This is a genomic window from Streptomyces hainanensis, from assembly GCF_004348415.1.
Taxonomy (GTDB): domain Bacteria; phylum Actinomycetota; class Actinomycetes; order Streptomycetales; family Streptomycetaceae; genus Streptomyces; species Streptomyces hainanensis.
Genome location: NZ_SMKI01000001.1, coordinates 1 through 24,493 on the forward strand (window position 1 = coordinate 1; position 24,493 = coordinate 24,493).

The 24,493-nt window shown below is 67.9% G+C and carries 20 protein-coding genes and 2 CRISPR repeat arrays; of the genes, 15 read left to right on the forward strand and 5 right to left on the reverse strand.

Annotated elements, in window-relative coordinates:
- From E1283_RS00005 to E1283_RS00015, 3 genes are all read left to right on the forward strand, one after another.
- Nucleotides 1-790, forward strand: a 790-nt coding sequence (locus E1283_RS00005; RefSeq protein WP_207930235.1) for a DNA/RNA non-specific endonuclease, incomplete at its 5' end; no start/stop codon positions are given.
- 24 nt (nt 791-814) lie between these two features.
- A complete protein-coding gene (locus E1283_RS00010; RefSeq protein WP_132815136.1) occupies nt 815-1,393 on the forward strand; it encodes an SMI1/KNR4 family protein in 579 nt (192 codons plus the stop codon).
- Nucleotides 1,394-1,418: 25 nt separating this feature from the next.
- A complete protein-coding gene (locus E1283_RS00015) occupies nt 1,419-1,964 on the forward strand; it encodes an SMI1/KNR4 family protein (protein WP_132815138.1) in 546 nt (181 codons plus the stop codon).
- Nucleotides 1,965-2,473: 509 nt separating this feature from the next.
- A CRISPR array of direct repeats spans nt 2,474-3,570; the repeat unit is 30 nt; unit sequence GTTGCGAACCCTCCGGGGTTGATGACGGAC.
- A gap of 148 nt (nt 3,571-3,718) precedes the next feature.
- Here E1283_RS00015 and E1283_RS00020 read toward each other — a convergent pair.
- Together E1283_RS00020 and E1283_RS00025 are read right to left on the reverse strand one after the other, a co-directional pair.
- On the reverse strand, nt 3,719-4,288 hold the full coding sequence (locus tag E1283_RS00020) for an SMI1/KNR4 family protein (RefSeq protein ID WP_132815141.1): 570 nt from the start codon (nt 4,286-4,288) through the stop codon (nt 3,719-3,721).
- A 4-nt stretch (nt 4,289-4,292) separates the two neighbouring features.
- Entirely contained in the window at nt 4,293-8,771 is a 4,479-nt protein-coding gene (locus E1283_RS00025) for a DUF6531 domain-containing protein (protein WP_341829894.1), read from the reverse strand.
- A 343-nt stretch (nt 8,772-9,114) separates the two neighbouring features.
- Here E1283_RS00025 and E1283_RS00030 point away from each other — a divergent pair, with 343 nt between their 5' ends.
- Nucleotides 9,115-9,441, forward strand: a complete 327-nt coding sequence (locus tag E1283_RS00030; protein WP_243744500.1) for a hypothetical protein — start codon at nt 9,115-9,117, stop codon at nt 9,439-9,441.
- 12 nt (nt 9,442-9,453) lie between these two features.
- Here E1283_RS00030 and E1283_RS00035 read toward each other — a convergent pair whose 3' ends face one another.
- Complete coding sequence (locus E1283_RS00035) at nt 9,454-9,834, reverse strand: gamma-glutamylcyclotransferase family protein (protein WP_243744501.1); 381 nt, start codon at nt 9,832-9,834, stop codon at nt 9,454-9,456.
- A 274-nt stretch (nt 9,835-10,108) separates the two neighbouring features.
- Between E1283_RS00035 and E1283_RS00040 the strand changes: the two genes are divergently transcribed.
- Entirely contained in the window at nt 10,109-10,720 is a 612-nt protein-coding gene (locus tag E1283_RS00040) for an HAD family hydrolase (RefSeq protein ID WP_165955953.1), read from the forward strand.
- Nucleotides 10,662-11,723, forward strand: a complete 1,062-nt coding sequence (locus E1283_RS00045; protein ID WP_132815153.1) for an FAD-dependent oxidoreductase — start codon at nt 10,662-10,664, stop codon at nt 11,721-11,723. The genes E1283_RS00040 and E1283_RS00045 overlap by 59 nt, the downstream gene beginning before the upstream one ends.
- 105 nt (nt 11,724-11,828) lie before the next feature.
- On the opposite strand, the gene E1283_RS00050 is transcribed toward E1283_RS00045, so the two are convergent.
- Nucleotides 11,829-12,227, reverse strand: a complete 399-nt coding sequence (locus E1283_RS00050; RefSeq protein ID WP_132815156.1) for a hypothetical protein — start codon at nt 12,225-12,227, stop codon at nt 11,829-11,831.
- Nucleotides 12,228-12,528: 301 nt separating this feature from the next.
- Nucleotides 12,529-13,024: direct repeats of the CRISPR family, unit length 30 nt; unit sequence GTTGCGAACCCACCTGGGTTGATGACGGAC.
- A gap of 547 nt (nt 13,025-13,571) precedes the next feature.
- Here E1283_RS00050 and E1283_RS00055 point away from each other — a divergent pair.
- From E1283_RS00055 to E1283_RS00080, 6 genes are all read left to right on the forward strand, one after another.
- Nucleotides 13,572-14,756, forward strand: coding sequence for a twin-arginine translocation signal domain-containing protein (locus E1283_RS00055; protein ID WP_207930236.1), 1,185 nt, complete (start codon nt 13,572-13,574; stop codon nt 14,754-14,756).
- Between the two features lie 415 nt (nt 14,757-15,171).
- Complete coding sequence (locus E1283_RS00060) at nt 15,172-15,933, forward strand: GntR family transcriptional regulator (protein ID WP_132815159.1); 762 nt, start codon at nt 15,172-15,174, stop codon at nt 15,931-15,933.
- 126 nt (nt 15,934-16,059) lie between these two features.
- Nucleotides 16,060-16,854: an SDR family NAD(P)-dependent oxidoreductase gene (locus E1283_RS00065; RefSeq protein WP_132815162.1), complete on the forward strand. Its 795-nt coding sequence runs from the start codon at nt 16,060-16,062 to the stop codon at nt 16,852-16,854.
- A gap of 1,077 nt (nt 16,855-17,931) precedes the next feature.
- Complete coding sequence (locus tag E1283_RS00070; protein ID WP_165955954.1) at nt 17,932-18,789, forward strand: SMP-30/gluconolactonase/LRE family protein; 858 nt, start codon at nt 17,932-17,934, stop codon at nt 18,787-18,789.
- A gap of 47 nt (nt 18,790-18,836) precedes the next feature.
- Nucleotides 18,837-19,646, forward strand: a complete 810-nt coding sequence (locus tag E1283_RS00075; protein ID WP_132815168.1) for an SDR family NAD(P)-dependent oxidoreductase — start codon at nt 18,837-18,839, stop codon at nt 19,644-19,646.
- 30 nt (nt 19,647-19,676) lie between these two features.
- Nucleotides 19,677-20,747 carry a hypothetical protein gene (locus tag E1283_RS00080; protein ID WP_132815171.1) on the forward strand — a complete coding sequence of 357 codons (1,071 nt, stop codon included), beginning with the start codon at nt 19,677-19,679 and terminating at the stop codon, nt 20,745-20,747.
- A 71-nt stretch (nt 20,748-20,818) separates the two neighbouring features.
- Here the strand turns inward: E1283_RS00080 and E1283_RS00085 are convergent, their stop codons facing one another.
- Entirely contained in the window at nt 20,819-21,868 is a 1,050-nt protein-coding gene (locus tag E1283_RS00085) for a hypothetical protein (protein ID WP_132815174.1), read from the reverse strand.
- 172 nt (nt 21,869-22,040) lie between these two features.
- Between E1283_RS00085 and E1283_RS00090 the strand changes: the two genes are divergently transcribed.
- From E1283_RS00090 to E1283_RS00100, 3 genes are read left to right on the forward strand one after another with little or no spacing between them, the layout of a single operon-like run.
- Nucleotides 22,041-23,141, forward strand: coding sequence for a mandelate racemase/muconate lactonizing enzyme family protein (locus E1283_RS00090; protein ID WP_165955955.1), 1,101 nt, complete (start codon nt 22,041-22,043; stop codon nt 23,139-23,141).
- 22 nt (nt 23,142-23,163) lie between these two features.
- Nucleotides 23,164-23,700 carry a VOC family protein gene (locus tag E1283_RS00095; RefSeq protein ID WP_132815180.1) on the forward strand — a complete coding sequence of 179 codons (537 nt, stop codon included), beginning with the start codon at nt 23,164-23,166 and terminating at the stop codon, nt 23,698-23,700.
- Between the two features lie 20 nt (nt 23,701-23,720).
- A complete protein-coding gene (locus E1283_RS00100; protein WP_207930237.1) occupies nt 23,721-24,485 on the forward strand; it encodes an IclR family transcriptional regulator in 765 nt (254 codons plus the stop codon).
- Nucleotides 24,486-24,493: the final 8 nt, after the last annotated feature.

Genomic DNA, 24,493 nt, shown 5'->3' on the forward strand with positions numbered 1-24,493 from the left:
CCACCAACCCGCCGCCACCCCCCGCTGGGACCGCGACGCCGGCCGCTGGGACATCGCCCAGGGCTGGGACATGGTTGTGAGCGGTCTGGAGTTGCTTGGCCTGATCGAGAACGAACCGTACGTGCCGGACCAGTTGCAGTCAGAGGATCCACAAGGTGGAAGCGGGCCGGGAAGCGGCACTGCTCAGCGCACTATCCCCGACTGCCGGCGGTCCGGAGAAGGTTGGGTCGACTATCAGCCCAGGGACACGGCGCATGGCGGCCGAGCGGTCGGCGTACAGGCCTGCCTTGACGACACCTACCTCAACACTCACGAAGGTAGTCCGGCCGGAAGGCGGAAACCTCCTGGCTACTATTGGGCGCAGAACGAGGCGAGATCCAACAATCTTGTCCCCCAGCAGTCCATAAATAACTGCCATCTCTTGGGGGACCAACTCAGCGGAAGTGGCAAAAATCTGGACAATCTCGCCACGTGCTCGCGGCAGGCGAATGCGGCGGTTCGGGGCGATGGGAGGATCGGCGATTATATGGCGAGCATCGAGACGCGGGTCAGAAGTGCAGTTGAATCGGGGCAGATTGTTCAATACACCGTGACGCCTCAGTATCTTGGGCCAAGAACGGTTCCTGTGTCGTTCGAGATCTCGGCGCTCGGGAGTTGGCCAGGTGGGGCTCCGGGGGTCAGGATTCATGAAGCCGTGCCAAATTCCATCTACTACCCTGGCGTTGGATGGCGAAATCTAGGACTCCGTGATGTCAACGGGAGTCCGGTGCCCGTTGGTGCGATGCGGTGAACCTGCGATAGGAGCGAGTGATCGATGTCGGCAATCGAAGATCTGTCGCGCATTATGCCGCCGCATGACGGTGCTGGTGATGAGATCGACTGGGATCGAGCAGAGCGAACTTGGGGTGTCGCCTTCCCGGCCGATTATCGAGAGTTTGTGGGTGCCTATGGCGAGGGGGTCATCGAAGATTTTCTCGCGCTCTTGATCCCCTATTCTTCACGATTCAACCACGATCACTATGGTATGGCGTACGAAACGGGAAACGCTCGCGAGGCGTGGAGGGCCACCCGTGCCGGTGAGGAGCCTCAGGGTGTCGAGAGGTCTTCGCTCATTGCGTGGGGCGTTGACAGTGGTGCAGACATTCTCTGCTGGGGTGCTGTGTCTCCTGATCCGAACGAGTGGCCCGTTGTCGTATACAGGCGTCAGGGGCGGGACCCGTGGAGGGTTTATCGGTGCGGTATGGTCGAATTTCTATTGAAAACGATCCGAGGTGACCTGGAGGGGTGCCCGCTGAGCGGCGATGATATTTGGGAGTGTGACAACCCGCGTTTCCTTCACTGGCGCGAGGAGGCGAGAATTGTGGAAGCCGGAGAGATCCCCTGGCTGTATTGATCGCGGCGATGGGCGGCGCTGAGTGATGGATCTGAGCGTATTTGTGAGGCTTATTGGGGCGCCGCTCTATGTCGATCGCTCACTCCGGGAGGACTGGAGCGAATATGAGGAAATCGTTGGGTGTGTGCTGCCCTCGGATTACAAACGGTTTATGTCGGCATATGGGCCCGGCTGTATTGGTGACACGCTGCTGCTATTTCATCCGAAAGTGAATCGCGGCGATAGCGACCTCAACTTGTTCGATGAGCTGGAGGGGGTTGCTGGCACCTATGCTGAACTTCGACGTCAGGGAAACTTTGCACATCCCTTTCCGGTGTACCCCGAGAGGGGGGGTTGCCTTCCAGTGGGGCGCACTTCGGGCGGGAATCAACTATTCTTGCATCCGTCCACTTCAGAAAGTGATAACTGGGGCATTGTTCTCGATCTGGGTGAATGGGTGCACTACCCTTGGGGCTTCGCTTATTTCCTTCACCAGGCGTTGAGTGGGTGCTTGGACGTACCGTTCTTGGCGGAGCAGGAGTTGTCCTTTGAGCCTGTGGGAGTCCTGCTGCCGCAAAGCCGCAGTCGATAGGGCCGGTTGGTGATCCGGTGGAGCGTCGGCGACAGGGTCAACGCCAGCCCCGTTTTGGTGCGCCGTAGACTTCGCCAGCGCGGGCTTGACGCAAGATCTGAGTGGGAGTCTCCACGGCTTGGCGGTCACGGTTGTTTGACCGGCTTTTGCCCGCAGATGAACACATCCACACAGATCGGACCCACCGGAGAGAAGCTGCTGCCGCTGCAGGTGGTGAAATGGGGTGCTGACCAGGGGAAATAGACCTGGAGGCCGCGGTTGGTGAGTGTGATGGACGTCACGCTGCTGGTTGGGCGGCGCGTCCGCTGAACGGGTGACGGTGGCGCCCCGCCTCGTAGGGGGCACCATCGCGGCGTGGGGAAGCGGGTCGGATCAGTGCTCCCCACTGCGGAATATGCTCGGGACGTTCTTTGGGCCTTGCTTCTTGGATCGCCGTGGCTTGCACCTCGAACCCACCTCGGTTGATGGCGGGCCTGGCCCGCCGGCGTAGCGGTCCTGGCCGGATACCTATTGTGAACCTGCCTGGGTTGATGACGGACGCAGTATCGCGACCGGCATCATGCAGCGCCGGATCGCGTTGCGAACCCTCCGGGGTTGATGACGGACCCCGGATTGGCGGTGCGTAGCGTCTCCTCGGCGAACGGGTGTTGCGAACCCTCCGGGGTTGATGACGGACACGGCGCCAACACCCCCAAGGAGACCAGCTCATGACGTTGCGAACCCTCCGGGGTTGATGACGGACCCACGGTGTTCTGGTCGCGGGCGCCGTCGAGGTGCAGTTGCGAACCCTCCGGGGTTGATGACGGACAGCGGCCGGCCGCCGAGTACGTCGCGGCGGCGCTGGGTTGCGAACCCTCCGAGGTTGATGACGGACTCCTCATCGAGGGCCCGCTGGCCCTGCCGCCCGGGTTGCGAACCCTCCGGGGTTGATGACGGACCGGAGAGGCGGCGGGGCGGCGACGAGCTCGAGGTCGTGTTGCGAACCCTCCGGGGTTGATGACGGACCCGCTCCTTGGGGCTCAGCCGGAGTTCGTCCTCCGCCTGTTGCGAACCCTCCGGGGTTGATGACGGACCGAGGATCCGGACCGGACGATGTGTGAGTGGTGCGGGTTGCGAACCCTCCGGGGTTGATGACGGACTTGCGGATCAGGTGCAGGTCAAGGGCGAGCAGTACCAGTTGCGAACCCTCCGGGGTTGATGACGGACACAGACCCGCCCGCCCGTCGGCTCCGTCGACCAACCGACGTTGCGAACCCTCCGGGGTTGATGACGGACCTCCACGCGCGCCCTGCGGGCCTTGCCCCGCACGTGTTGCGAACCCTCCGGGGTTGATGACGGACTTTCACCGCCGGTTCGAGACCGGCGGGTCAAGCAACTGTTGCGAACTCTCCGGGGTTGATGACGGACCGTCTGGTTCGAGAGCGACCACCCGGCCAGGACCGCGTTGCGAACCCTCCGGGGTTGATGACGGACACGCCAAGGCCGTGGCCCGCGCGATGGCAGCGCTCGAGTTGCGAACCCTCCGGGGTTGATGACGGACGTCGGCGGCGAGGACGACCCCGGGGAAGCTGCCCGCGTTGCGAACCCTCCGGGGTTGATGACGGACCCGACGGTAAAGGTGCTGGTCAGAGTACTGGCGGGGATCGCTGTGACGCGGCTTTCTGCAGCGACTCGACGGTAGTGCATCGTTGCAGGTCAGAGCGGGTGGGCCCGGTGGCCAGGTGCGGGCACACGAGCCATTGGAATGGGACGGTTCAGGCGTCTCCGTCGGCCCGAAGGGCTTCGTCTTCCAACTCCTCCCACCGGTCGTCGTCGGCGTCGAGCATGCCGGCCTCGTCGTTGACGAAGAAGATGCCCTCGCCGTAGCAGCGGTTGAAGACGCTCAGCATCTGTTCGATGCTCTGGTAGGCGAGGCGCGGTGGGTAGCCGGTCATCACGGAGAAGACGCGTGAGTGAGTTCCTTCAGGGGCAGGGACCGCGGCGTAGAGGTCGCCGCCGCCGGTGGCCAGGAGAGGGAACCAGGTCTTCTCCGGTAGGGGCGGGGAGTCGCCGAAGTCCGCGCGGATCGCTGCGGCTTCCTGGAGGGACAGCGGCTCGTAGCCGGGGATGAAGGCGGCGTCGTCCTGGGTTTGGTCCGGGGTGTGGGTCACGCCGTTGCACAGGGTGAACCACGTGGTGACGTCGGCAGGGACTTCGCCGCTGAAGGCGTCGGCCACCTCCGTTGGGGCCGCTCCGGGGGCACGGTGCCGGATGATCGGGCGGTCGAGTCTTTCCAGGTGGGCCCAGATCTCCCGCATCAGTGTTTCGACCGTGGGTCCGCTCACGACGTCACCTCACCCTCACGAGGTACCGGTCTCCGTCCGCGAGGCCGGCGTTCTCGTAGAACTGTCCAAGCGCGTTTCCGTGGCTGGAGTTTACCGAGTGTGGGCTGAGAGTGAGGGTCGCGCCGGCGCCGCCCTCGTAGGTGCTGGCGAATGGGTACTCCTCCCAGGTGCCGTCCGAGGCGAACCTTCGGGGACGGGGGCGTCCGGCCTGGGCCTGTCGTCTGACCGACCGTGCTTGCCGCTCGGTCAGTTGGCGATAGGTCACCAGGGCCGGTGCCCCGTTCTCCGTGGCGCGGAGGAAGTTGCTGGCCTGTGGTCCCCATCGGGTCGAGTCGATGACGTGGACGGGAAGTGATTCGGCGACGCCGGCGGAGTTGACCGCGAACTCCCGTGGGACGTGAGCGGCGAGGCCGAAGGGGTCGCACCACAGCAGGGGGTTGTGCGGGTACGTCCACGGGTTCGGGGCTGGCAGCAGGCCCAGGGGGTCCTGAGTGACGTACCGCCCGGTGGTCGGGTCGTAGTGGCGGAAGTAGTTGTAGTGCCAGCCGGTCTCGTCATCGATGTACTGGCCCGGAAAGCCGAGGGGGGCCGGTACGGCGTCGTCGTCGGGGCCTGCTCGGAGGCCCCACAGGCTGGTGCCCGCCGTCCAGGCCGCCGTGCCCCGCTCGTCGACGAGTTCGACGGGGCTGCCGACGAGGTCGGTGACGATCGCGAAGAAGCGTCGGTCGATCTCGTCCTGGCCGGAAACATGGTGGGACTGGGTGAGGGGTTGGGCCTCGTGGTGGTTCCAGGTGATCGTGGCACCGGCAGTGGTCTGCTCGACCAGCTCACCGTCGTGCCACGTGAACCACACCTCGTCAAGGATCGTGCCGTCCTCGGGGCGGACCTGGCGCTTGGCCACGCGGCGGCCGAAGGGGTCGTAGAGGTAGCGCCAGACGCTGCCGTCAGGGGTGGTGGTCTCGGTGAGCTGGTTCCGTGCGTTCCAGGCGTAGCGCCAGGTGTCGGGCTTGCGGGAGAGGCGGGTCACCTGGCGGCGCGTCGGTCGGCCGGCGGCGTCATGGGAGTAGCGGGTGCCGCCGGCGCGGGTCAACAGGGTCCCGGCGTAGTCGCGTTCGCCCTCGGCCGGGGTCCCCGTCGCGGTCCAGCGCGCGCTGGTCTGGTTGCCGGCGAGGTCGTAGGCGTAGGTCTCGTGCCGGCCGGAGGAGTGGGTGACGGCGGTCGGCCGGCCGACGGGATCGAGGGCGAAGGTGCTGGTGGTACCGGTCCGGTGGTCGGTGACGGCGGTCGGGTAGTGGTCCTGGCGGTAGGCATAGCTGCGCCCGCTCAGGACTCGTCCCGTGGGGTCGGAGAGGGCGTGCTGCTCGAGTGCGCCGGCTCCGTTCCACTGGTGGGTGAGGGTGAGGTGTTCGCCGATGTGGCGGGCGATCTCGCGCCCGGTGGGGTCGTGGTCGAAGGTGATGGTGCGGCCGTCGGTGCTGAGGGTCGCGGGCCGGCCGTTGGGGGCGTGGGTCCAGGTGCTGGTGTGACCGGCCGGGGTGCGGCGGGCGAGGAGCTGCCCCTCGGAGTCATGGGTGAGGGTCAGGGTGCGTCCGTTGACGGTTTCGCTGACGAGGTTGCCGAGGGTGTCGTGGACGCGGCTCAGCTCGACGCCCGGCGAGGTCGCGGAGACGACGCGGCCCATCGGGTCGTGGACGTAGGCGCAGGTGTCGCCGTCGGAGGTGGTCGTGGCGGTGAGCCGGCCGAGCGGATCGTAGGAGCACGACACGGTCTCGCCGGCGGGGCCGGTGAGTTCGGTGAGCTGGCCGACGGCGTTGCGTCGGTAGGTGGTCTCGCGGCCGTCGAAGTCCGTCTCGGAGGCGAGACGGCCGGTGGCGTCGAAGGTGTAGGTCCAGGTGGCGCCGAGGGCGTTGGTGACCTGGACGAGGTTGAGTTCCGTGTCCCGTGTGAGGCGGTGCGTGGCGCCGTCGGGCGTCGTGTAGGAGGTGAGCAGGTCGAACGGGCCGTAGGTGTGGCTGGTCTCGGCGCCCCTGGCGTCGGTGTGGGTGAGGAGGTTGTCCTCGCCGTCCCAGGTGAAGACGTCGGCGGCTCCGGTGGGGTCGGTGCGGCGCAGCAGCCTGCCCTCGACCGACCAGGTGAACGTCGTCTCCGCGCCGTTGGGGTCGGTCAGGCGTGAGGGACGTCCGAAGGAGTCGCGGACGACGGCGGTGCCGCCACCGAGGGGGTCGGTGACCTCCAACGGCAGCCCGGCGGCGTCGCAGCGCACGTGGGCGGTGTGGCCAAGGGTGTTGGTGACGGAGGTGATGCCGCCGTGCGCGTCGTAGGTGAAGTGGGTGCGCCGGCCGGCCGGGTCCAGGATGGCGACGACGTTTCCGCGGGCGTCGTACGCGCGGCTCCAGGTGCCGCCGTCCGGGTGGACGACGGTGCTGGGCAGTCCGAACTCGTTGTACTCGGTGCGCTGGCTGCTGCCGTCGGGGCGGATGACGGCGACGAGGTTGTCCTGCGGGTCGTAGTCGTAGCGGGTGGTGTGGCCGAGCGGGTCGGTGACGGAGAGCAGGTCGTGGTACTCGGTCCACTCCTTCCGCGTGACGTGTCCCAACGCGTCTGTCTCAGCGACCAGTTGGAAGAAGTCGTTGTACTCGTAGGTCGTCGGGTGCCCGAGGCTGTTGGTGGCGGTGGTGCGCTGGAGCTCGGGCTCGTAGTGGTAGCGGTAGGCGAGGACGCCGTCTGTGCCCGTGGTGAACACGCACCGGCCGCCCTCGTCGTACTCGTACCGGTACCAGGTGCCGTTGCGGTCCTCCCAGCGGGTGATCCGGCGCTCGTGGTCGTACTCGTAACGCAGCGGCAGGCCAGAGGAGTTGTAGACGCCGGCGAGGTTGCCCGCCGTGTCGTACGCGAAGGCGCGCAGGAGCGGCCGGTCGGGATCGTTGAGCAGGGTGAGGGCGGTGACGCGGCCTTCGCGGACCGCGACGCCGATCCGGTAGCCGCCGGAGTGGGCCACCTCGGTCGGGGCACCGTGCTCGTCGTAGACGAAGGTGATCCGGTTGTCGTTGCGATCGGTGATCGCGGTGATCGGCAGTTCGGTGCCCGGCCGGCCGGGGACAGGGGCGAAGTGGAGTGTCAGGCCCGTGTCTCGTTGGCGGATGGTGAGTTCACCGGCGTGGCGACCGTCCCAGGACAGGCCCCAGCGCGGTCCCTCGACCGGCATCACCGGCCGGTCGGGCTCCTTGCGCGGCACCGGGTAGTGGAGGCACATCCCGTCGTCGGCGTAGTAGTCCACGCCGTAGTCGTCGAGCACGAGCCGCTGGTCGAGGGTGGAGGCCCAGGACGGGCCGAACCAGCGGCCGGCACGGTGGGTGCTGAGGTGTTCCCTGGCGAGGGCCAGTGGGAGGACGCCGGGGAGCTCGACGTCGGTCTCGCGCAGGGTCATCTCGCCGGTGATGACGTCGATCGGGTCGCCGATCAGGACCCGGCCGATGCCGCGGATGCCCTGCTGGCGGAACATCGGGCCGAGATTCCTGAAGTTGGCGGCGTACCGCCTGATGCCGGTGGCCAGGCCCGCGGCGGTGGTGAGGCCCTTCAGCCCCGGGATGCAGTCGAGGGCGGCGAACGCGACGTCCCACAGGGTCGCCTCGCCGTTGGCGTAGCGATAGAGGGTGTCGGCGAGGACGACCAGGGCGGCGGCGACGACGACCCAGGCCAGGGGGCCACCGATGATCAGGACGACGATGCCGAGGACGGCGACGACGACCTTGCATACCTCGACGATGGTGTCCCAGTTCTCGGACACCCAGTGGACCGCGTCCTCCCACCAACTCCGGTTCTGAATACCGGCGTCGGACGCTTCGTCGATGTCGCGGGCGGCCTGACCCGCGGCCTCCTCCCGCATCTCGCGGGCCTGCTCGGCCAACTCCCGCGCGGCGGACAGCCGCTGTTCGGCGTCGTCCACCCGGGCCTGTGCCGCCGAGGCGGCCTCGCCGGCGGCGTTCGCGTCGCGGGTGGCCGCCCGCACCTCGGCCTCGGACGGCGGTTCGACCTCGTCGTGTTCGCCCTCGCGCTCCAGGCGCTCGGCCTCCTCGCCGGCCCGGGACACCCAGTCCTGGGCGTCGGACAGCGCACCTTGCGCGGAGCCGAGGTCGGCCTGCGCGGCGATGGCCCGGTCGAGGGCCCGATCCGCCATGCCCTGGGCCGTCTCGAGCTTGGGCCAGTACGTCTGGAGTGCCTGCGCGCATAACGCGTACGATGTCTCCAGCTTCTCCAGATTGCCGGGGACGCCATCGAACTCGCTGCGGAAGGCATCTGCCGACAACCCCGCCCAGTCCTGCACGGCACGGTCGCTGGCCATCCCCCGAACCCGACCGAGCGCCTCACCGACATCGTCGGCGAAGGTCTGTAAGTCGTCGGCCAGGGACCTGACCTCTTCGGGATCCCCTGGCGTCGGATCGGAGTCCATGCCTACGGGACTCCAGTCAGTCGGTCGCATCATCTCGTTCGCCCCCCCCGGGCTTCCGCAGTGACGATCAGATCGTGCTGACTACGCGTCATTGACCATAGATGGGCCGGTTTTGCAGTTCAACAGTCGTGAAGATCGAAATTCCCGCGTTGTCCGACCGGTGGGCATGGATTCTGCGACGCGCCTGCTCGCCGGTTGTCGGACTGGCGTCCTCCCGCAGGCGGCTCAGCCACCATGTGATGAGTGCGGCTTCTAGCGGCTGCCGCTTGCGTGGGGACTGACGGGGCTGCTTGCGGGGGGCGTGGGCTTTTGCGCCCCCTGGGTTGATGACGGACACCTCACGGACATCGTCGGCGGCGGCGCGTTCGCCCGGGCCATGGCTGCCGTGGATGAGAAGCCGCTGCTCGTCGTGCTGAATTCCTGCCACTCCGCCGCCCAAGCCGAACGCCTCGTCGAGACCGTCCCGTTCGCCATCGGCATGGCCGAGTCCATCGGCGACGTCGACGCCATCACCTACGCCGCGCGGTTCTACGCCGCCATCGCCGAAGGGCAATCCGTGCAGGGAGCCCACCTGCTGGGTCGGGCGGCGGTCGAGATGAACGGGCTGCCGGACCACGAGGTCCCCACCCTCACCTGCGCCCTGGACGTCGACCCCAGCGCGACGCGGTTGGTGACGCCGCCGGCGACTTCGGAGATCGCGTAGCGCACCCGACGGTCAGCGGAACCGTCGGGTGTACGCGGCGAGGTCGTGTTGCTCGAAGTGCTGCAGGTTCCAGTCGGTGGGTAGGACGTCCGCGTCGATCGTCCAGAGGTAGGCCATGGCGTGGCTGCCGCTGGCCAGGGTGACTGGGCTGAGTTCGTAGGGCTGGCCCTCGAAGTCGTCCAGTACCCGCCACTCGGCCGGCGTGAGGTCGCTCAGCACGGCGCCTGCGGCGGCGCCCGGGCCGGGAACGAGCCCGGGGTAGACGCGGCCGGCGAGGTTGGCGGCGCGCCAACCCGGTGCGGAGTCAGGGACGCCGCGGGGCGTCCGACCTATGAGCCCACGCAGGACGGGCGCGCAACGCAGCGTGCCGTAAACGAACAACTCCGTGGGCACTTCGCCAAGTGCCCTCACACGGTCATACCGACCTGACGGTGTGGCGTCGGCCTGGCTGGGCTGGTTGGGCACGAGTTCGCTCCTTCGTGACGACGCGTGCTGGCCAGCGGGGACAGGGGCATTGGGCCTCATTGCGCCGCCGGCCTTTCTCCACCGGCCCCGCGCATGTCGACGGGACGCCCGACACGAGCACTGTCTACCCGGCTGAGCGATGCTTCGCGCCAGTAGGCGAGGCGACGGTGTGCTGGCTTCTCGTGCCGGGGAGACAGCGGGTATGTCCCTGGACCTCTTCGGTTACGAGGCTCTGATCTTCGACTTCGACGGCACGCTCGTTGATTCGCAACCGCTGAACCATCGTGCCCTGGTTGCTGCCCTGAGCGGGCACGGCGTCACCGTCGCCTGGGAGTGGTACGCCCAGCGGCTTGGCACCTCCGGCCTCGATCTGCTGGCGCAGCTCGGCGTCTCCCAGGAGGTCGCCGTGGAGGTGATCGAGGTGTGGAGCGAGCTGATCATCCGCGAGGCCGCGACACTGCGGCCCCACCTGACGGTGGTGGGCTGGGCCGAGGAATCGCGTCGAGCTGGTCTCCGATGTGCTGTCGCCTCCGGAGGCGGCGGACCCGTCGTGCGAGCCGGGTTGGCTGCCACGGGACTGGCTGACCTGTTCGATGTCGTGGTGACCCGGGAGGCGGCGGCGAGGGGCAAGCCCGCGCCTGACCTGTTCCTGCTCGCCGCCAGCCGGCTGGGCGTTCTCCCGAGCCGGTGTCTCGTCCTGGAGGACGCGGACGAAGGGCTCGCCGCGGCGCGGGCCGCCGGGATGGACGCCATCGATGTCCGGGCTTGGGTGGGCGACCTCCCGCACGAGACCGGTGATCGTCCCGTCGCGTGAGACGGGAGGAAGGGCAAGGTGGGGCGTGAACGGGCTCGGTCGGACGAGCACCGAGGTGACGGTCGTCGGCGGTGGGGTGATCGGGATGACCACGGCGGTGGTGCTGGCCGAGAGCGGACACCGCGTGCGGGTCGTGACGCGGGAACCCGTCGGACGCACCACGTCAGCGGTTGCCGGCGCTCTGTGGGAGCCCTACCTCGCGGAACCACGGCAGACCGTTGCCGAGTGGGCTCACCGCTCCTATCGGGTCTTCGCCGAGCTGGCGGAGGAGCCGGGCACAGGTGTACGGATGGCGGGAGGAACCAAGGCACACCCGCGGCCTGGGTTGCCCGCTCCGTGGTGGGCAACCAACCATCCCGGCACGGTCCGTCCCGCGGCGCCGGACGAGTTGCCGGCCGGCTACCAGTCGGGTTGGAGCGCGAGGCTCCCACTCGTGGACATGCCCACCTACCTCGACTACCTGACGCGGCGACTGGTTCGAGCCGGGGGCGAGATCGGCCTCGGCACCGTCTCGTCGTTGGCCGAGCTCGACACACCGTTGCTCGTCAACTGCACCGGACTGGGAGCGCGGGAACTGGTGCCCGACCCGATGCTGCGGCCCGTGCAGGGGCACCTCGTCGTCGTCGCCAACACCCCCCGGATCGACCGCTGGTTCGTTGAGGCGGGGGGAGGCGAGGAGACGACCTACATCTTCCCGCAGCCCGGGGCGGGGGTGGTGCTGCTGGGCGGCACCGCCTTCGCCGACCAGTGGGACACCGATCCGAACCCCAAGGTCGCGGCCCGCATCGTCCAACGGTGCGCCCGAGTGATTCCGGCACTCTCCGACGCCCCGGTGCTCGACCATCGTGTCGGACTGCGTCCCGTGCGTTCGCAGGTCCGGATGGAGCGAGAGATCATGCCGTCCGGCGCGATGTGTGTGCACTCCTACGGGCATGGCGGCTGCGGTGTGACGGTGTCCTGGGCGTGCGCCGCCGACGCGGCAGACCTCCTGACCACCCAGTGACGCGGCGCCGGGTGAGGCACGAGTTCGGATCCGAAGGGACGCCCGTAGCTCATCGGGCCGCCAGTACCTGTTCAGGACCACGGCTTGACCAAATGCTCCGGGCTGTCAGGCTGCCAACGCCGCGTGCAGCGCATCGAACTTCTCACGGAGTTCCGACGTGGCGATCGGATCGATCTCCATCTGTACGTGGCACGCGCCGTCGTCGCCGTTGGGAGTCAGGCGCACAAAGAAGGCGAAACCGTCCCCGACTGGCTCCGCCTTCAGCGTCAGCGGATTGTTGCGACCGGAGGTCACCGCAGCCGAGAAGCGCACACCCGACGGGGCGCGTAGACGAGCGAGCATCCGCGTCACGAAGTCCATGACCTCCGTGATGCTGAGATCCGCAGCGAAATCAGCCGTCAGCGAGGAGCACCAGTCCGCCGTGATCCGCCAGCTGTCCGCGTCGGTCCGAGCCAGTTCCAGCCACACATCACCGTCGCCGAGACGTATCCCAGGCTGTTCCACGATCGCCCTCCGACATCCGTAGCCCGGGCTCAAGATCCTATGGGCATGCCCGAAGGACCAGGGCCCGGCGCCGTGGTGGCGTCGGGGCCCTGCTCGCTGTGAGCCGAGAAGGCCGGCGACGTCCTCAGTCCTCGTATATCGGTGTGAGGAAGTATCGGAAGCCGGCTCGCTCCCCGGGCAGTTCCCGGACGCGTTCTGCTACGGCGGTCGTGCTGCGCTCGGGCTGGGCGTCCGAGCGGTCAGGTTGTGCAGCGTGCCCGGTCGTTATGGGGTGGCACTCTCTTGAGGGTGCGTCGCCTGTGCCGTTAGCTCACCTGGGTTGATGACGGACCCCCGCCCCGGGGCACGAGGACAGCCCGGCGCCAGCGTTGCGAACCCACCTGGGTTGATGACGGACCCACCGCATCGCGGAGGCTCTGGTGGTGTCGCCAGCGTTGCGAACCCACCTGGGTTGATGACGGACTGGGCAGGTCCCATCCCGTGGTGGGGATGAGGATGTGGTTGCGAACCCACCTGGGTTGATGACGGACCGGTCGGCGCGGCTGTATCCCGTGCGGTGGTGGCCGCGTTGCGAACCCACCTGGGTTGATGACGGACCGGCACTGCCCTTGATGCGCGACATCGCAGCTCAGTGGTTGCGAACCCACCTGGGTTGATGACGGACAGGCCAGCCGGCGGGCCGACCCCTGCCAGCCCTCCCCGTTGCGAACCCACCTGGGTTGATGACGGACCCGCTGGGACCCCGAATCGTCCGGGCGAGTGGTCATGTTGCGAACCCACCTGGGTTGATGACGGACCCGATGGTAAAGCGCCTGGTTAGAACGGTGCTGCGACCCGGATGGGCAAGGGACTCTGCAGCGACTCGACGGTAGTGCATCACCGCAGGTCAGATCGGGTGTCTTGGCTGATCAGATTGTGTCTCCTGCAGGTGAATCGCCGTTTCGCAGGCCGACCGAAGTGTCTCACGGGCAGGGCGCGGGCGGCAGGAGACGGCAGTAGCGATCAGCACCCCCCCCGTGGGCAGGTCTGCCGGCCGACCACAGCCACCTGGACATGCCATCCGATGATCGCTGATGGCACTGGTCACGGGCGCCGAAGGACCTGTGAACAGACGAGCCGGGGCGTAGTCTATTTGAAATTAAGTGTTGCCATCTTGCGTGATCCGCATCGGCTTGGAATGCTGGCGCCGGCGGGTGGTCGTGCGGCTGCCGGCGTCAGCGACTCGGTTCGTCTGGTCATGCGTCGTACGCACTCTCCCGATGCCACCACGTCGGCGAGCCTGCTGTCGACGCGATGCATCGACGACTCCACGCGCCGCCCACGCAGTCAGGAGCGGAGACAACGATGACTTCACACCAGATTGACCGGCGGGACCTCCTGCGATACTCGGCCGTCGGAGGCATTGCTCTTGCGCACATCGCGCCTGGCCCCTTCGATGCCAACGCACGCGCTGTTGGTGACGCACCCTCGCCAACTCCGAGGATTCCAAGGCACTACGGCGTCGTCTACGACGTCGGCCTGAGATTCAGCCCGGAGAGCCTGTCCGTCGACCCCTTCGACGCGGCGCTCGCCGAGTACGACATCAACACGATCGCGAACGAACTCCATGCCAACGCGGTCCGTATCGAGGGTGAGGTGATCGATCGGCTCTCGGTCACAGCGAGAATCGCCCACGCGGCCGGGCTGACTGTCTACTTCAATCCGTGGAAGATGAACGCGGGCATCGATGAGACCAGGCGGTATGTCGGGCGGGCGGCGCGAGTCGCCGAGCGGCTGCGGCGCGAGGGCGTGGACATCGTCTTCGTCGTCGGGTGCGAGCTCACGATCTTCACCGACGGCATCTACCCTGGCTCTTCGTACATGGAGCGGGGGATGTGGCTCGCGGAGCAGTTGCGACTCGGGAACACCTCGCTCCTGGCGGAAAAGGCCGAGCTTCTGAACGAGACGTTGCACAGCTACGTCGAGACCGTCCGGGCGCGCTTCGGCGGCCTCGTGACGTACGCGTCCGGGCTTTGGGAGGACGTCGATTGGGGCGCCTTCGACGTTGTCGGACTCGATGCCTATCGTGACCGTCAGACCGAGGAAGAGTACGTCGAGATCTTCGAGCGTCATCGGGTGCACGGCAAGCCGGTCGCCACCACGGAATTCGGGGCGTGCAAGTACGTGGGTGCCGGTGCGCTTGGCGCGGGTGGATTCGCCGTCCTGCAGGGTGCGAACGCGGACGGCACGGGTATCTGGGAAGGCGGCGTTGCCCCGACGCGCAGTGAAACAGAGCAGGCCGATTACATCGAGACGCAGGCTGGTCTGATGACGGACGCCGGAGTCGACGCGCTCCTTGTGTTCGAGTTCTCGAAGCCGGCCTTGCCGACCGGCGAGGGAGCGAAGGACCTGGACATGGCCTCCTTCGCGATCGTGAGCACCTTTCCTGCTGAGGACCCGCGGTCACAGCAGATGCCGCCATGGAAGCGCACGGAGGGATTCCGGCGCGTATCCGAGATCTTCGCCAGGTTCGCCAGCCGGGGCTTGTAGAGCCGGCGACCCTGTCTCGTTTTCGGGGTGCTGTTGGTGATCTTCGTTTGCCCTGGGCACGTTGCCTGGGGCCCGCCGTCGGTCCGCGCGGTGCGCTGAGTTCGTTGTGGTGGCCGTGAGGGCGATGGGTTCGAGGTCGGGGCAGTCGACCCCACCGTTGATGGTGCGGATGGAACGGGCGAGCAAGCCGCGGGCACGTCGGCGATGCAGATGCGCAGTGGGGCTGGCGTGGCCCGAAGGGCACGAAGGGCCGGCTCGCGGTCCAGGAGGCGGGCTGCCGGTGTCGTCCGGTTGAGGCGCACTGGCTGACCCGTCACGGAGCTGCGGCGGAGCCCTTGACATTACCTCTATGTTACGACAATAGTCGGTATCCCGAATCCTGAATCCTGAAACTCGATGTTGAGGAGCCGTTCCAGTGACAGTCGCCTTGGATCTGCTCCGTCACGTGGAGGCGAACGCAGGTGCGCCGCCTGACCGGCGGGCTGTGCGGGATTGGGCCTTGCGCCGCCTCTACGAGGGCATCTTCAGCGGCGAGTTCGGCCCGGGGGCGCCGCTGTCCGAGGCTGACCTCGCCAAGCACCTGGGTGTGAGTCGGCAGCCTGTCCGGGACGCGATGCGTCAGCTCGAGGCGGACGGGCTGATCGCTGAGGCCGCGGGGAACGGCGCCCGCGCGGTCGTGGCGTTCGAACGGCATCACATCATCGAGCTCTACACCCTGCGCGCGGCGCTGGAGGCGGTGAGCTTTCGGGCTGCGTGCAGCCGCATCACCGACGAGCAGCTCGCAGCTCTGGCGGAAGTGCAGGAACAACTTGAGGCTCGGCTGAGCCTCGGGGAACCGGCTCCCGGCGAATACGACGCCGCTCCTGACTTCCGTTTCCACGAGATCGTCGCGGAATCAGCGGGCATGCCGCAGCTGCACAGTTTTCTGGTGAGCATCTGGCTCAAGACATGGGCCCTGCTCAACCAAGTGCAGCTCGCTGGTTCCTATCCCAACCAGAGCGAGATCGCCGACTCCTACAGTAACCGCAGACTCCTCCTCAACACTCTGCGCACTCGTGATGGTGACCGAGCCGCGAGCACCGTGGAAGCCCATGTGACGGCGCGCATGAACCAACTGCTGGCGGCCCTGGATTCCGGGCGGGGGAGTTTCCGCTTCCAACCTGCGGTCCCCTCATAAAGGTCGGAGTCCGCTTCGATGCTGGGCTGCGGTTCTTCAGAGAGCAACATGCTGTCGCGCGAGCACCTCGACCCGGTGCGGGCGGAGCACGACATGCACGATCGCCATTGAATCGAGGAGGGTGACATGCGTGACGGAGTGGTCGTGGTGACGGGAGCCGCCGGCGGAATCGGCGCGGCGATCGTGACCGAACTCCTGGCGACGGGGTACCGCGTTGTTGGTGTGGACCGTCAGCCTCGCCAGCTGGTGGACGAGCGACTGGCCTGGGTCCACGGGGATGTCGGGAAGCCCGGCACCCACCGACTGGCCGTTTCGGCTGCCGCGGAGATCGGCTTGCTCGAGGGCTGGGTGAACAACGCGGGAAGGATCGAGAACACTCCACTGCACGCCCTGTCCGACGCCGAGGCCGAGGACACTCTGCGGTGCAATCTCTATGGAACGCTTGCGGGAACACGTGCCGCGCTGCAGTCCTTCGTGGCCACCGGTGTCCAGGGTTCCATCGTCAACGTCAGCTCCATCCATGCCCGCGGCGCCTTCCCCGGCACTCCGGCCTACGACGCGACCAAGGGCGCGATCGAGGCGCTGACCAGGAACGCGGCGGTCGAGTACGGACATCTCGGTATTCGCGTCAACGCGATCGCGCCGGGCGCGATACGAACGGCAATGATCATCGACGCGCTCAAGGCCGCGGACGAACCGACCCGCCTTGAACGTGACTTCGCCGCACTGCATCCCCTGGGACGCCTCGGAGAGCCCCACGAGGTGGCCCGCGCGGCCAGGTTTCTCCTGTCGGCTGACGCGAGCTTCGTCAGCGGAGCGGTTCTGGCCGTCGACGGTGCGGCGGGAGCGCGCGTGTACCCGTTTCCTCCGCATGCGGACGTCCCGATCCGGGCAGCCGCGGCACCGGCTCCGGAGGAGTGAGAATGACCAGCGGCGGACCGCTCACGCGGTTGCCGGACGATGGCCGGGCCCGCTTCGGGACGACGGTACGGCCGCACAAGGCGGCGGGACATCAGCACGACCAGACCCACCGGCCACCGACTCGTCGCGAGCCTCAGGGCGACCTCTTATCTGGCAGTCGAGCGGCCTGACACCGTGACCGTCCTCGGCGGACGTGCCGTGTATCCCGACCATCGAGGTCACCGCGTTCGTCAGCGGCGTCGAAAAGGGGCGCTCCTCACTGAGTAGCGCGGGACCCAGGCGACCCGTGTCGAGGTCGCATCACGCCCGGACGATCGACATCGCCCGACGCGACGCCGACGGTGGTCGCCGAGGTGGACGGGGCGGCGTTGCTCCAGGCGCTCGGAACCGCACACCTTCCTGCGAACCGCATGACCTATCAGGGCAAGCGCCTGGCACCGGATAGGGCGGATGTTGCTGGCGGAGCCCAGGCCCGGCGTTGCTTTGGCCCCCGCGGGCGGCTCCATGGTCGGACACCGCCTCCAGCTCGCAGAGGAGAAGAACGCCTCGCCCTGCGAGAACAGAGCCGGTCCCTTGTGCTCCGAGCAGGGGTGCCAGTGGGCCCACGCACAGGTCAAGGGGGTCAGGCGTTCGCCCGCCAACGCGTGGAGCCCTTCTCCAACCCCCGCCCATACTTTCAGCATATGTAGCGCACTTTCATAGTGTGAGTATCTGCGTGTAAGGTCTTCGTGTTGCAGGTCCTACCGGAGTCGAATCCGGGAACCGGGAAGCCGACCGAGGAGGGTTGGATGCGCGGCGATGTCGTGGCTACCGCGTGGTCGGCGTGCATCGCTCGGCGCCATCGACCGAACCGCCGGACGGGCGGCATCCCATCGGTCGCTCGGGACGCGGCGGCCGAGTTCGGCGAGTGCGCGGAGGTCGCCACCGTGGCGTGCTTCCCGCTCTCCGACGCGTCGAGGGGTGCGTGCGGTGCCGTCGTCCAGGCGGCAAGGGAGCGGCCGGACGCGTCCATGCCTTCCTACCGCATCAAGACATGCCGGCGACGTTTGTCGGTACCGAACGACAGGAGCCGATGACGTGGCTGTTCGCACGATCTCGACCGGGCACACCTTCCTGGAGAGCCCGCGCTGGCACGACGGGGACCTGTACGTCTCCGACTTCTTCGTCAACCAGGTGCTGCGCTTCCCAGGTGGCGAGGGCGAACCGGAGGTCGTGGCGACGGTGCCGGGCATGCCCTCCGGTCTCGGCTTCCTCCCCGACGGCGAGTTGCTCATCGTGTCCATGGGCCGCCAGACCGTCTACCGCAACACCCCGTCCGGCCTCGTGCCCTACGCCGATCTCCGCGGTCGGGTGCGAGGCAACCTCAACGACATGCTCGTCGACGACGAGGGGCGCTGCTACATCGGCGGCGTCGGCCATTCCAACGGTGACGAGAGCGACTTCGACGGCACCTCGCTGCTCGTGGTGCAGCCCGACGGCGAGGTGCACGAGGCGGTCGGGGACCTCAACTTCCCCAACGGCGTTGTCAAGCCGGATGCCGCCAGCCTGCTCGTGGCCGAGACCTACGCGGGCACGGTGCGCGAGCTGCGGCTGGATGATCGTGGCGTGCCGATCTCCAGCAGCGTATGGGCGCACTGGGGTGCCGAGATCGACTACTTCGACATCGAGCGCGCGCACGCGGTGCTCGATGTCGAGCCCGACGGCCTCTCGCTCGGGCGGGACGGCACGCTCTGGGTGAGCGACGCCAACGGACACGGCATCGCCCGGGTCAGGGAGGGCGGCGCCGTCGAGGAGTTCGTCGACACCGGCGACCTGAGCGTGTTCGCGGCGCATGCCGTCGGCCAGCGCCTGTACCTGTGCTGCTCGCCGCGGAACCGCACGGTCGACTGGAGCACCCTGCGCAGCAGCGAGCTCCGGGTCGCGGACATCTCCTGATCCGCCCGCACACGGACAACCGAAAGCATCGAGAAGGACGAATTCCCATGGTCGGAGTCAGTGAAGGGCCCGTCGCCCTGGTGATCGGCGGCGCGAGCGGGATCGGTGAGGCGACGATCGACGAGCTGGTGCGGCAGGGCTGGCGTGTGGTCGTGGCCGACCGAGACGTCGAGGGAGCCGAGCGCGTCGCCGCCCGCATCAACGCGTCGGGAGCGGCGGCCCATTCGGTCGCCGTGGACGTCACCGACACGCCGTCGGTGGAGGCCGCGACGCGCGCCGCCGCGGAGCGCTGGGAACGGCTGGACGCCGTGATCCCGTGCGCCGGCATCATCGACCCGTCGCCGTCGGACACGCTTGAGGATGCCGCGCTGCTCCGGATGCTCGACATCCACCTGGTCGGGACCGTTCGCTGTGTGCGTGCGGCCTTCCCCTATCTGCGCGAGGCCGCCGAGCCGGCGATCGTCGCCGTCTCCTCGGTGGCGGCCCACATCGGCACGCCACACCGCCTCTCGTACACGGCGGCCAAGGGCGGTATCGAGGCGGTCGTGCGCACCCTGGCGGTGGAATGGGCGCCCTACGGAATCCGGATCAACGCGGTCGCTCCGGGGTGGGTCAGGACGCCCATGATCGCCCGGGCGATCGGCGAGGGCCGTCTCGACGCCGGGACGCTGGAGAAGCTCAGCCCGTTCGAGCGGTTCGCCGAGCCCGTGGAGGTCGCGGGGGCGATCGCCTTCCTGGCCTCGCCCGCCGCGAGCTATGTGAGCGGCACCACGCTCCTCGTCGACGGCGCACTCACCGTGCGCGGGCCGTGGCCGCAGGGGGTCGTGCCACCGCCAGTCCGCGGCCGCGAGAACTGACCAGAGCATCCACAGAGAAAGGTAGTGAGGGTGAAGTACTACGGAGTTGTCTACGACGTCGGCTTTCGCGTGCTCGGGGAGGATCCGTCGTCGGTCGAACCCTTCGTGCCGGAGGTGGTCCGCAACGACATGCGGATCATCGCCGAGGAACTGCACGCCAACGCGGTGCGGATCGAGGGCGAGAACATCGAGCGGCTGCTGATCGCGAGCCGGGCGGCCCTTGACGCGGGACTCGCGATCTTCTTCTCGCCGTGGAAGATGAACGTCGACCTCGAGACCTCAAAGGAGTACATCGCCGAGGCGGCCGCCGTGGCCGAGCAACTCCGCCAGGACGGCGCGGACATCGTGTTCGTCACCAACTGCGAGTACTCGATCTTCTGCGACGGCGTGTACCCCGGCTCGAACATCTTCGAGCGCAGCGCGTGGGCGAAGGGCTTTTTCGAGGGCGGGGCGCTGCCGCTGACGCCGGAGGGGCTGCACAGCGATCTCGACGCCCCACACCGGCGGCTCAACGAGGCCCTTCGTGAACTCGCCGGCACCGTGCGGGAGTCGTTCCACGGCCCGGTGACCTACTCCGCCGCGTCGTTCGAAGACGTCGACTGGACCATCTTCGACCTCACAGGACCGAACTTCTACCGTGAGCGCCAGAACGACGAGGAGTACCTCGCCGGGCTCGAGTACTACCGCTCTTTCGGCAACCCGGTGACCGTGCCGGAGTTCGGATGCTGCACCTACGTCGGCGCGGCGGACCTGGGCGCCCGAGGCTGGCGGGTCGTGAAGGACGTACTTCCCGACGGCACCGGTGTGTGGGTGGACGACGTCGTGCCGACGCGCAGCGAGCAGGAACAGGCCGACTACATCGAGCGCCAGCTCACCTTCTTCGAGGAGCACGACGTTCACGCGGCGTTCGTGTTCATCTTCTCGCAGATCTCCCGACCTGGCGGCGAAGGGCCGCGGGACCTCGACCTGGGTTCCTACTCACTCGTGCGGTTCTACCCGCCCGAGGATCCGCGGTCGCTGGGTACCCAGCCGTGGCAGCGCAAGGAGTCCTTTCACCGGGTGGCCGAGATGTTCCAGAAGCTGGGCGCCGCGAGCGACTGACGCTCGCAGCACACGTGGAGGGTGGGCCGGGCCCGATCCCGGTCCACCCTCCACGTCACCCACGCCTGGCGTTACGACACCGCGATCCGCGCGAGGCCTTCCGCGACGCGGTGGAACGACTCCTTGGGCTCCCACGGCGGCATCTGCCGCGAGCGTGAGTCCTGTGCGGGATACGTCTTCACGATGGCGAAGTTGACCATGTCGAGGTCGTTCGGCCCCTCGCCGAGCGGATAGGTGGGAAAGGAGAAGACATAAACGAACACGCCGTCCACCTTCCCCTTGAGCAGGTCGAGTTGACGCCCGACGTAGTCGGCCTGCTCGCGCTCGCTGCGCGTCGGTGCGACGCCGTTCTCCCACTGGGCGGTGCCGTCCGCGTTCACGCCCCGCAGGATGGCGAAGCCCCCGTCGCCTTTGACGGCCGCGCCCTCGTAGGCGCAGCAGCCGACCTCCATGACGATGAGTTCCTTGCCAGCGCGGCGGTAGGCGTCGAGGGCGCCGACGTACTCCTCCTCGCTCTCACCGCGGCGGTAGTGGTCGATGCCGACGATGTCGAACGGCTCCCAGTCGACGAACTCCCACGCGCCGGCCGAGTACGTGACCCGGCCTTTGAAGCTCTTGCGCGTGGTCTCGACGAACCTGCGCAGCGCCGCGTTGAGCTCAACCGACTTCTGGACGAGCTCCTCGCTCGGGTCGGAGTGCGCCCCGCCGAAGGAGAACTGGCCGCCCAGCCACGCGCCGCGATCCATGTAGGAGTCGCCGGGGAAGATGCCGTTGGCGAAGAAGGAGATCTCGCATCCGGTCACGAACACGATGTCGACGCCCTCGTCGCGCAGCTTCTCGGCGACGACTGCCGCCTCGCCGAGGTAGGCGTCGATCTCGTCGAGGCCCGTATCGATCAACCACGGGTTGAAGAAGACCTTCAGCCCGGCGGCGTGCGCCAGGCGAGACGCTGTCTCGAGCCGATCGAGCTTCTCGCCCTCGATCCGCACCGTGTTCGCGTGCAGGTCGCTCGCGATGACCTGCATGTCGTGCGCGACGAGAGCCGGGTCGAACGACTCGACCGACAGTTGGTCCGGGACGAATCGAAGACCGACATCGTAGGCGACACCGTAGTGCTTCATCGCGTTCTCTCCTCGTTGAGCGATGGCGTCAATGATCACTATTTGAAGCAGCACTCGACTATTTGTCAATGCTGCTGGTAGGTTGAGGGCGTGACATGGGTGATGGGCTGGGTGTATGACTCACAGTGACAGGAAGGTGGCGACTCGCGCCGTCGAGCGTGCGGATTGCCGCGTGGCGTTCGCCGAGATCGCGGTCTGCTCGCTCGAGCTCCCGGCGCCGGTACGTCTCGGTGACTCGATCTATCCCACTCGCGACTACGTCGTCCTGCGGCTTGTCGACGGCGAGGGCACGGAGGGCTTCGCTTTCGGATACTCGCGGGGCACACCCCTCGCGGCCACTCTCGAGTCGATCCTCGGCTCCGTGGTCGGAACACGGGCCGGTGCCCGGGCGGGAACGGTCCAGCGGATCCTGTCCGCGAGCCCGGCGGTGCGGCCGTTGCTCGTCCGCGCGGTGAGTCTCGCCGACATCGCGCTCTGGGATCTCACCGCGAAGTCCGTCGGCGCCCCGCTCGTCGAACTGCTCGGCGCGACGCGCGACCGAGTGCCGGTGATGCCGGTCGCCGGATACTTCCGCGACGTCCGTGGTGATGACGCCGTCATCGAGGAGATCGCGGAGTTGGAGCGGCGCGGCCACCGCCAGATCAAGCTCATGGTCGGTGCCGTGGGCTCTCCGCAGGCGATCGCGTTTCTCGGCCGTGCCCGTGAGGCGCTCGCGTCGGAGACCCGGCTGGCGGTTGACGCCCACTACTCCCTCTCGACCGTGCCCGAGGCCGTCCGCACCGCCCGGGCGCTCGAGGATGCCGGGGTCACCCTGCTCGAGGACCCGTTCGTGCCCACCGAGTGGCGCAAGCTCCGCGAACTGCGCCGGGGATCGCGGATCGAGTTGGCCGCCGGTGAGGACGTCGTCGATCCGGTGCAGTACCTCGACCTCCTGGAGAGCGTCTCGGTCCTCCGGGTCGACCCGACGACGTGCGGCGGTGTTCGCGCGGCGCTCAGCGGGATCGAGGCGGCGAGCCATCGTGGGGTCGAGGTCATCCCGCACGTGTTCACCGCCATCGCCGCACAACTGGCCGGCGCCTTCCCGATCGTCACCAGCGTCGAACACATCTCGGTGGCGAGCGGATCGGACCCGATCGACCGCTACTTCGACGGCGAGCTCGCGATCGAGGCGGGCGAGGTGGTCGTGGACCGCAGACCCGGTGTCGGCATCCATCTGGACTGGGAGCGGCTGCGCCGCGAGGCCGTCTCCGTCGTCCGAATCGACGCGGCATGAGCCGCGAAGGGGGAGCAGCGTCATGAGTTCACCGGTTTTCCGCCACTGCGGGCTCACCGTGTCCGACATCGACCGGTCGCTCATGTTCTGGCGCGACGCCCTGGGGCTCGAACTCGTCGCTCGGCAGTCGCAGGACCGTGGCTACATCGAGGTCATCACGCAGGAGCCCGGCGCGCACGTGCACCAGGCGCACCTGCGGTTCCCCGGCAGCGACGACTTCATCGAACTGCTGCAGTACGTCACCCCGCGGGGCGAACCCAGGAAACTGCTGCCGCGCGACCCGGGTGGCGGCCACGTGGCGGTGACCTGCGACGACCTGCCGGCGCTGCTCGCCCGGCTCGAAGCGGCCGGCGGCCGGCGGTTCGCCGACCCCGTCGCACTCGATCACGGCATCAACGCCGGCGCCCTCGTGGTCTACCTCCGCGACCTCGACGAGCACATCGTGGAGCTCGTGCAGCCCCCGCGCCCGCGGGCCGAACCGGATCACGGCGGGAGGAAAGCCGCGACCGGCTCTCCATCCGACCCGGCGGAGCCGGAAGCCGTCCGCGATGTCAAATGATGAACGCTACATTTGAGAGTATGAGTGAACGAGGGGCGATCGACGAGCCACGGAGTCAGACTCGGATCCAGTCCGTCAGCCGGGCGGTCGGGCTGTTGCTGGCGATCGCCGAGAGCCCGGACGGCGAGACCGCGAAGCAACTCGCCGATCGGGCCGGACTGTCGCTGGCCACGACCTACCACCTCCTGACGACCCTGTGGGCCGAGGGCATGCTGACCAAGGACGAGTCACGCGTGTTCCGCCTCGGGCCGAAGGCCATGGTCATCGCCGACGCCTACCAACGGCTCACCTGGGTGCCGGCCGAGTACCGCACGGCCCTGCACTCGGTGGCGCGCAAGACGGGTGAGGCCGTGTACCTGGGTGTCTGGCGCAACGGCGGGGTGCAGGTGATCGACAAGGTCGAGGGGGCCCACGCGGTGCGGGTCGTCGGCCTGGACGTCGGGTTCACCGAGGACGTGCACGCCCGCGCGAGCGGCAAGCTCCTGCTCGCGTTCGCGCCGGACGAGCTCAGGACCGCGATTCTCAACCGGTCCCGCCTCCGGCCGGTGACCGCGCACACGATCACGAAGAAGTCCGACCTGCTCGCCGAGTTCGCGACCATCCGCGAGACGGGCCTCGCGTACGACCGCGAGGAGTTCCAGATCGGGGTCAAGTGCGTCAGCGTCCCGTTGTGGCGTGCGGGCGAGGTCGCGGCATGCCTCACCGCGTCGGCGCCCAGCCAGCGGTTCGACGCCACCAAGGACGCGGTGATCGCGGCGTTGCGTGAGGCCGCCTCGTCCGTCTAGCGCACGCG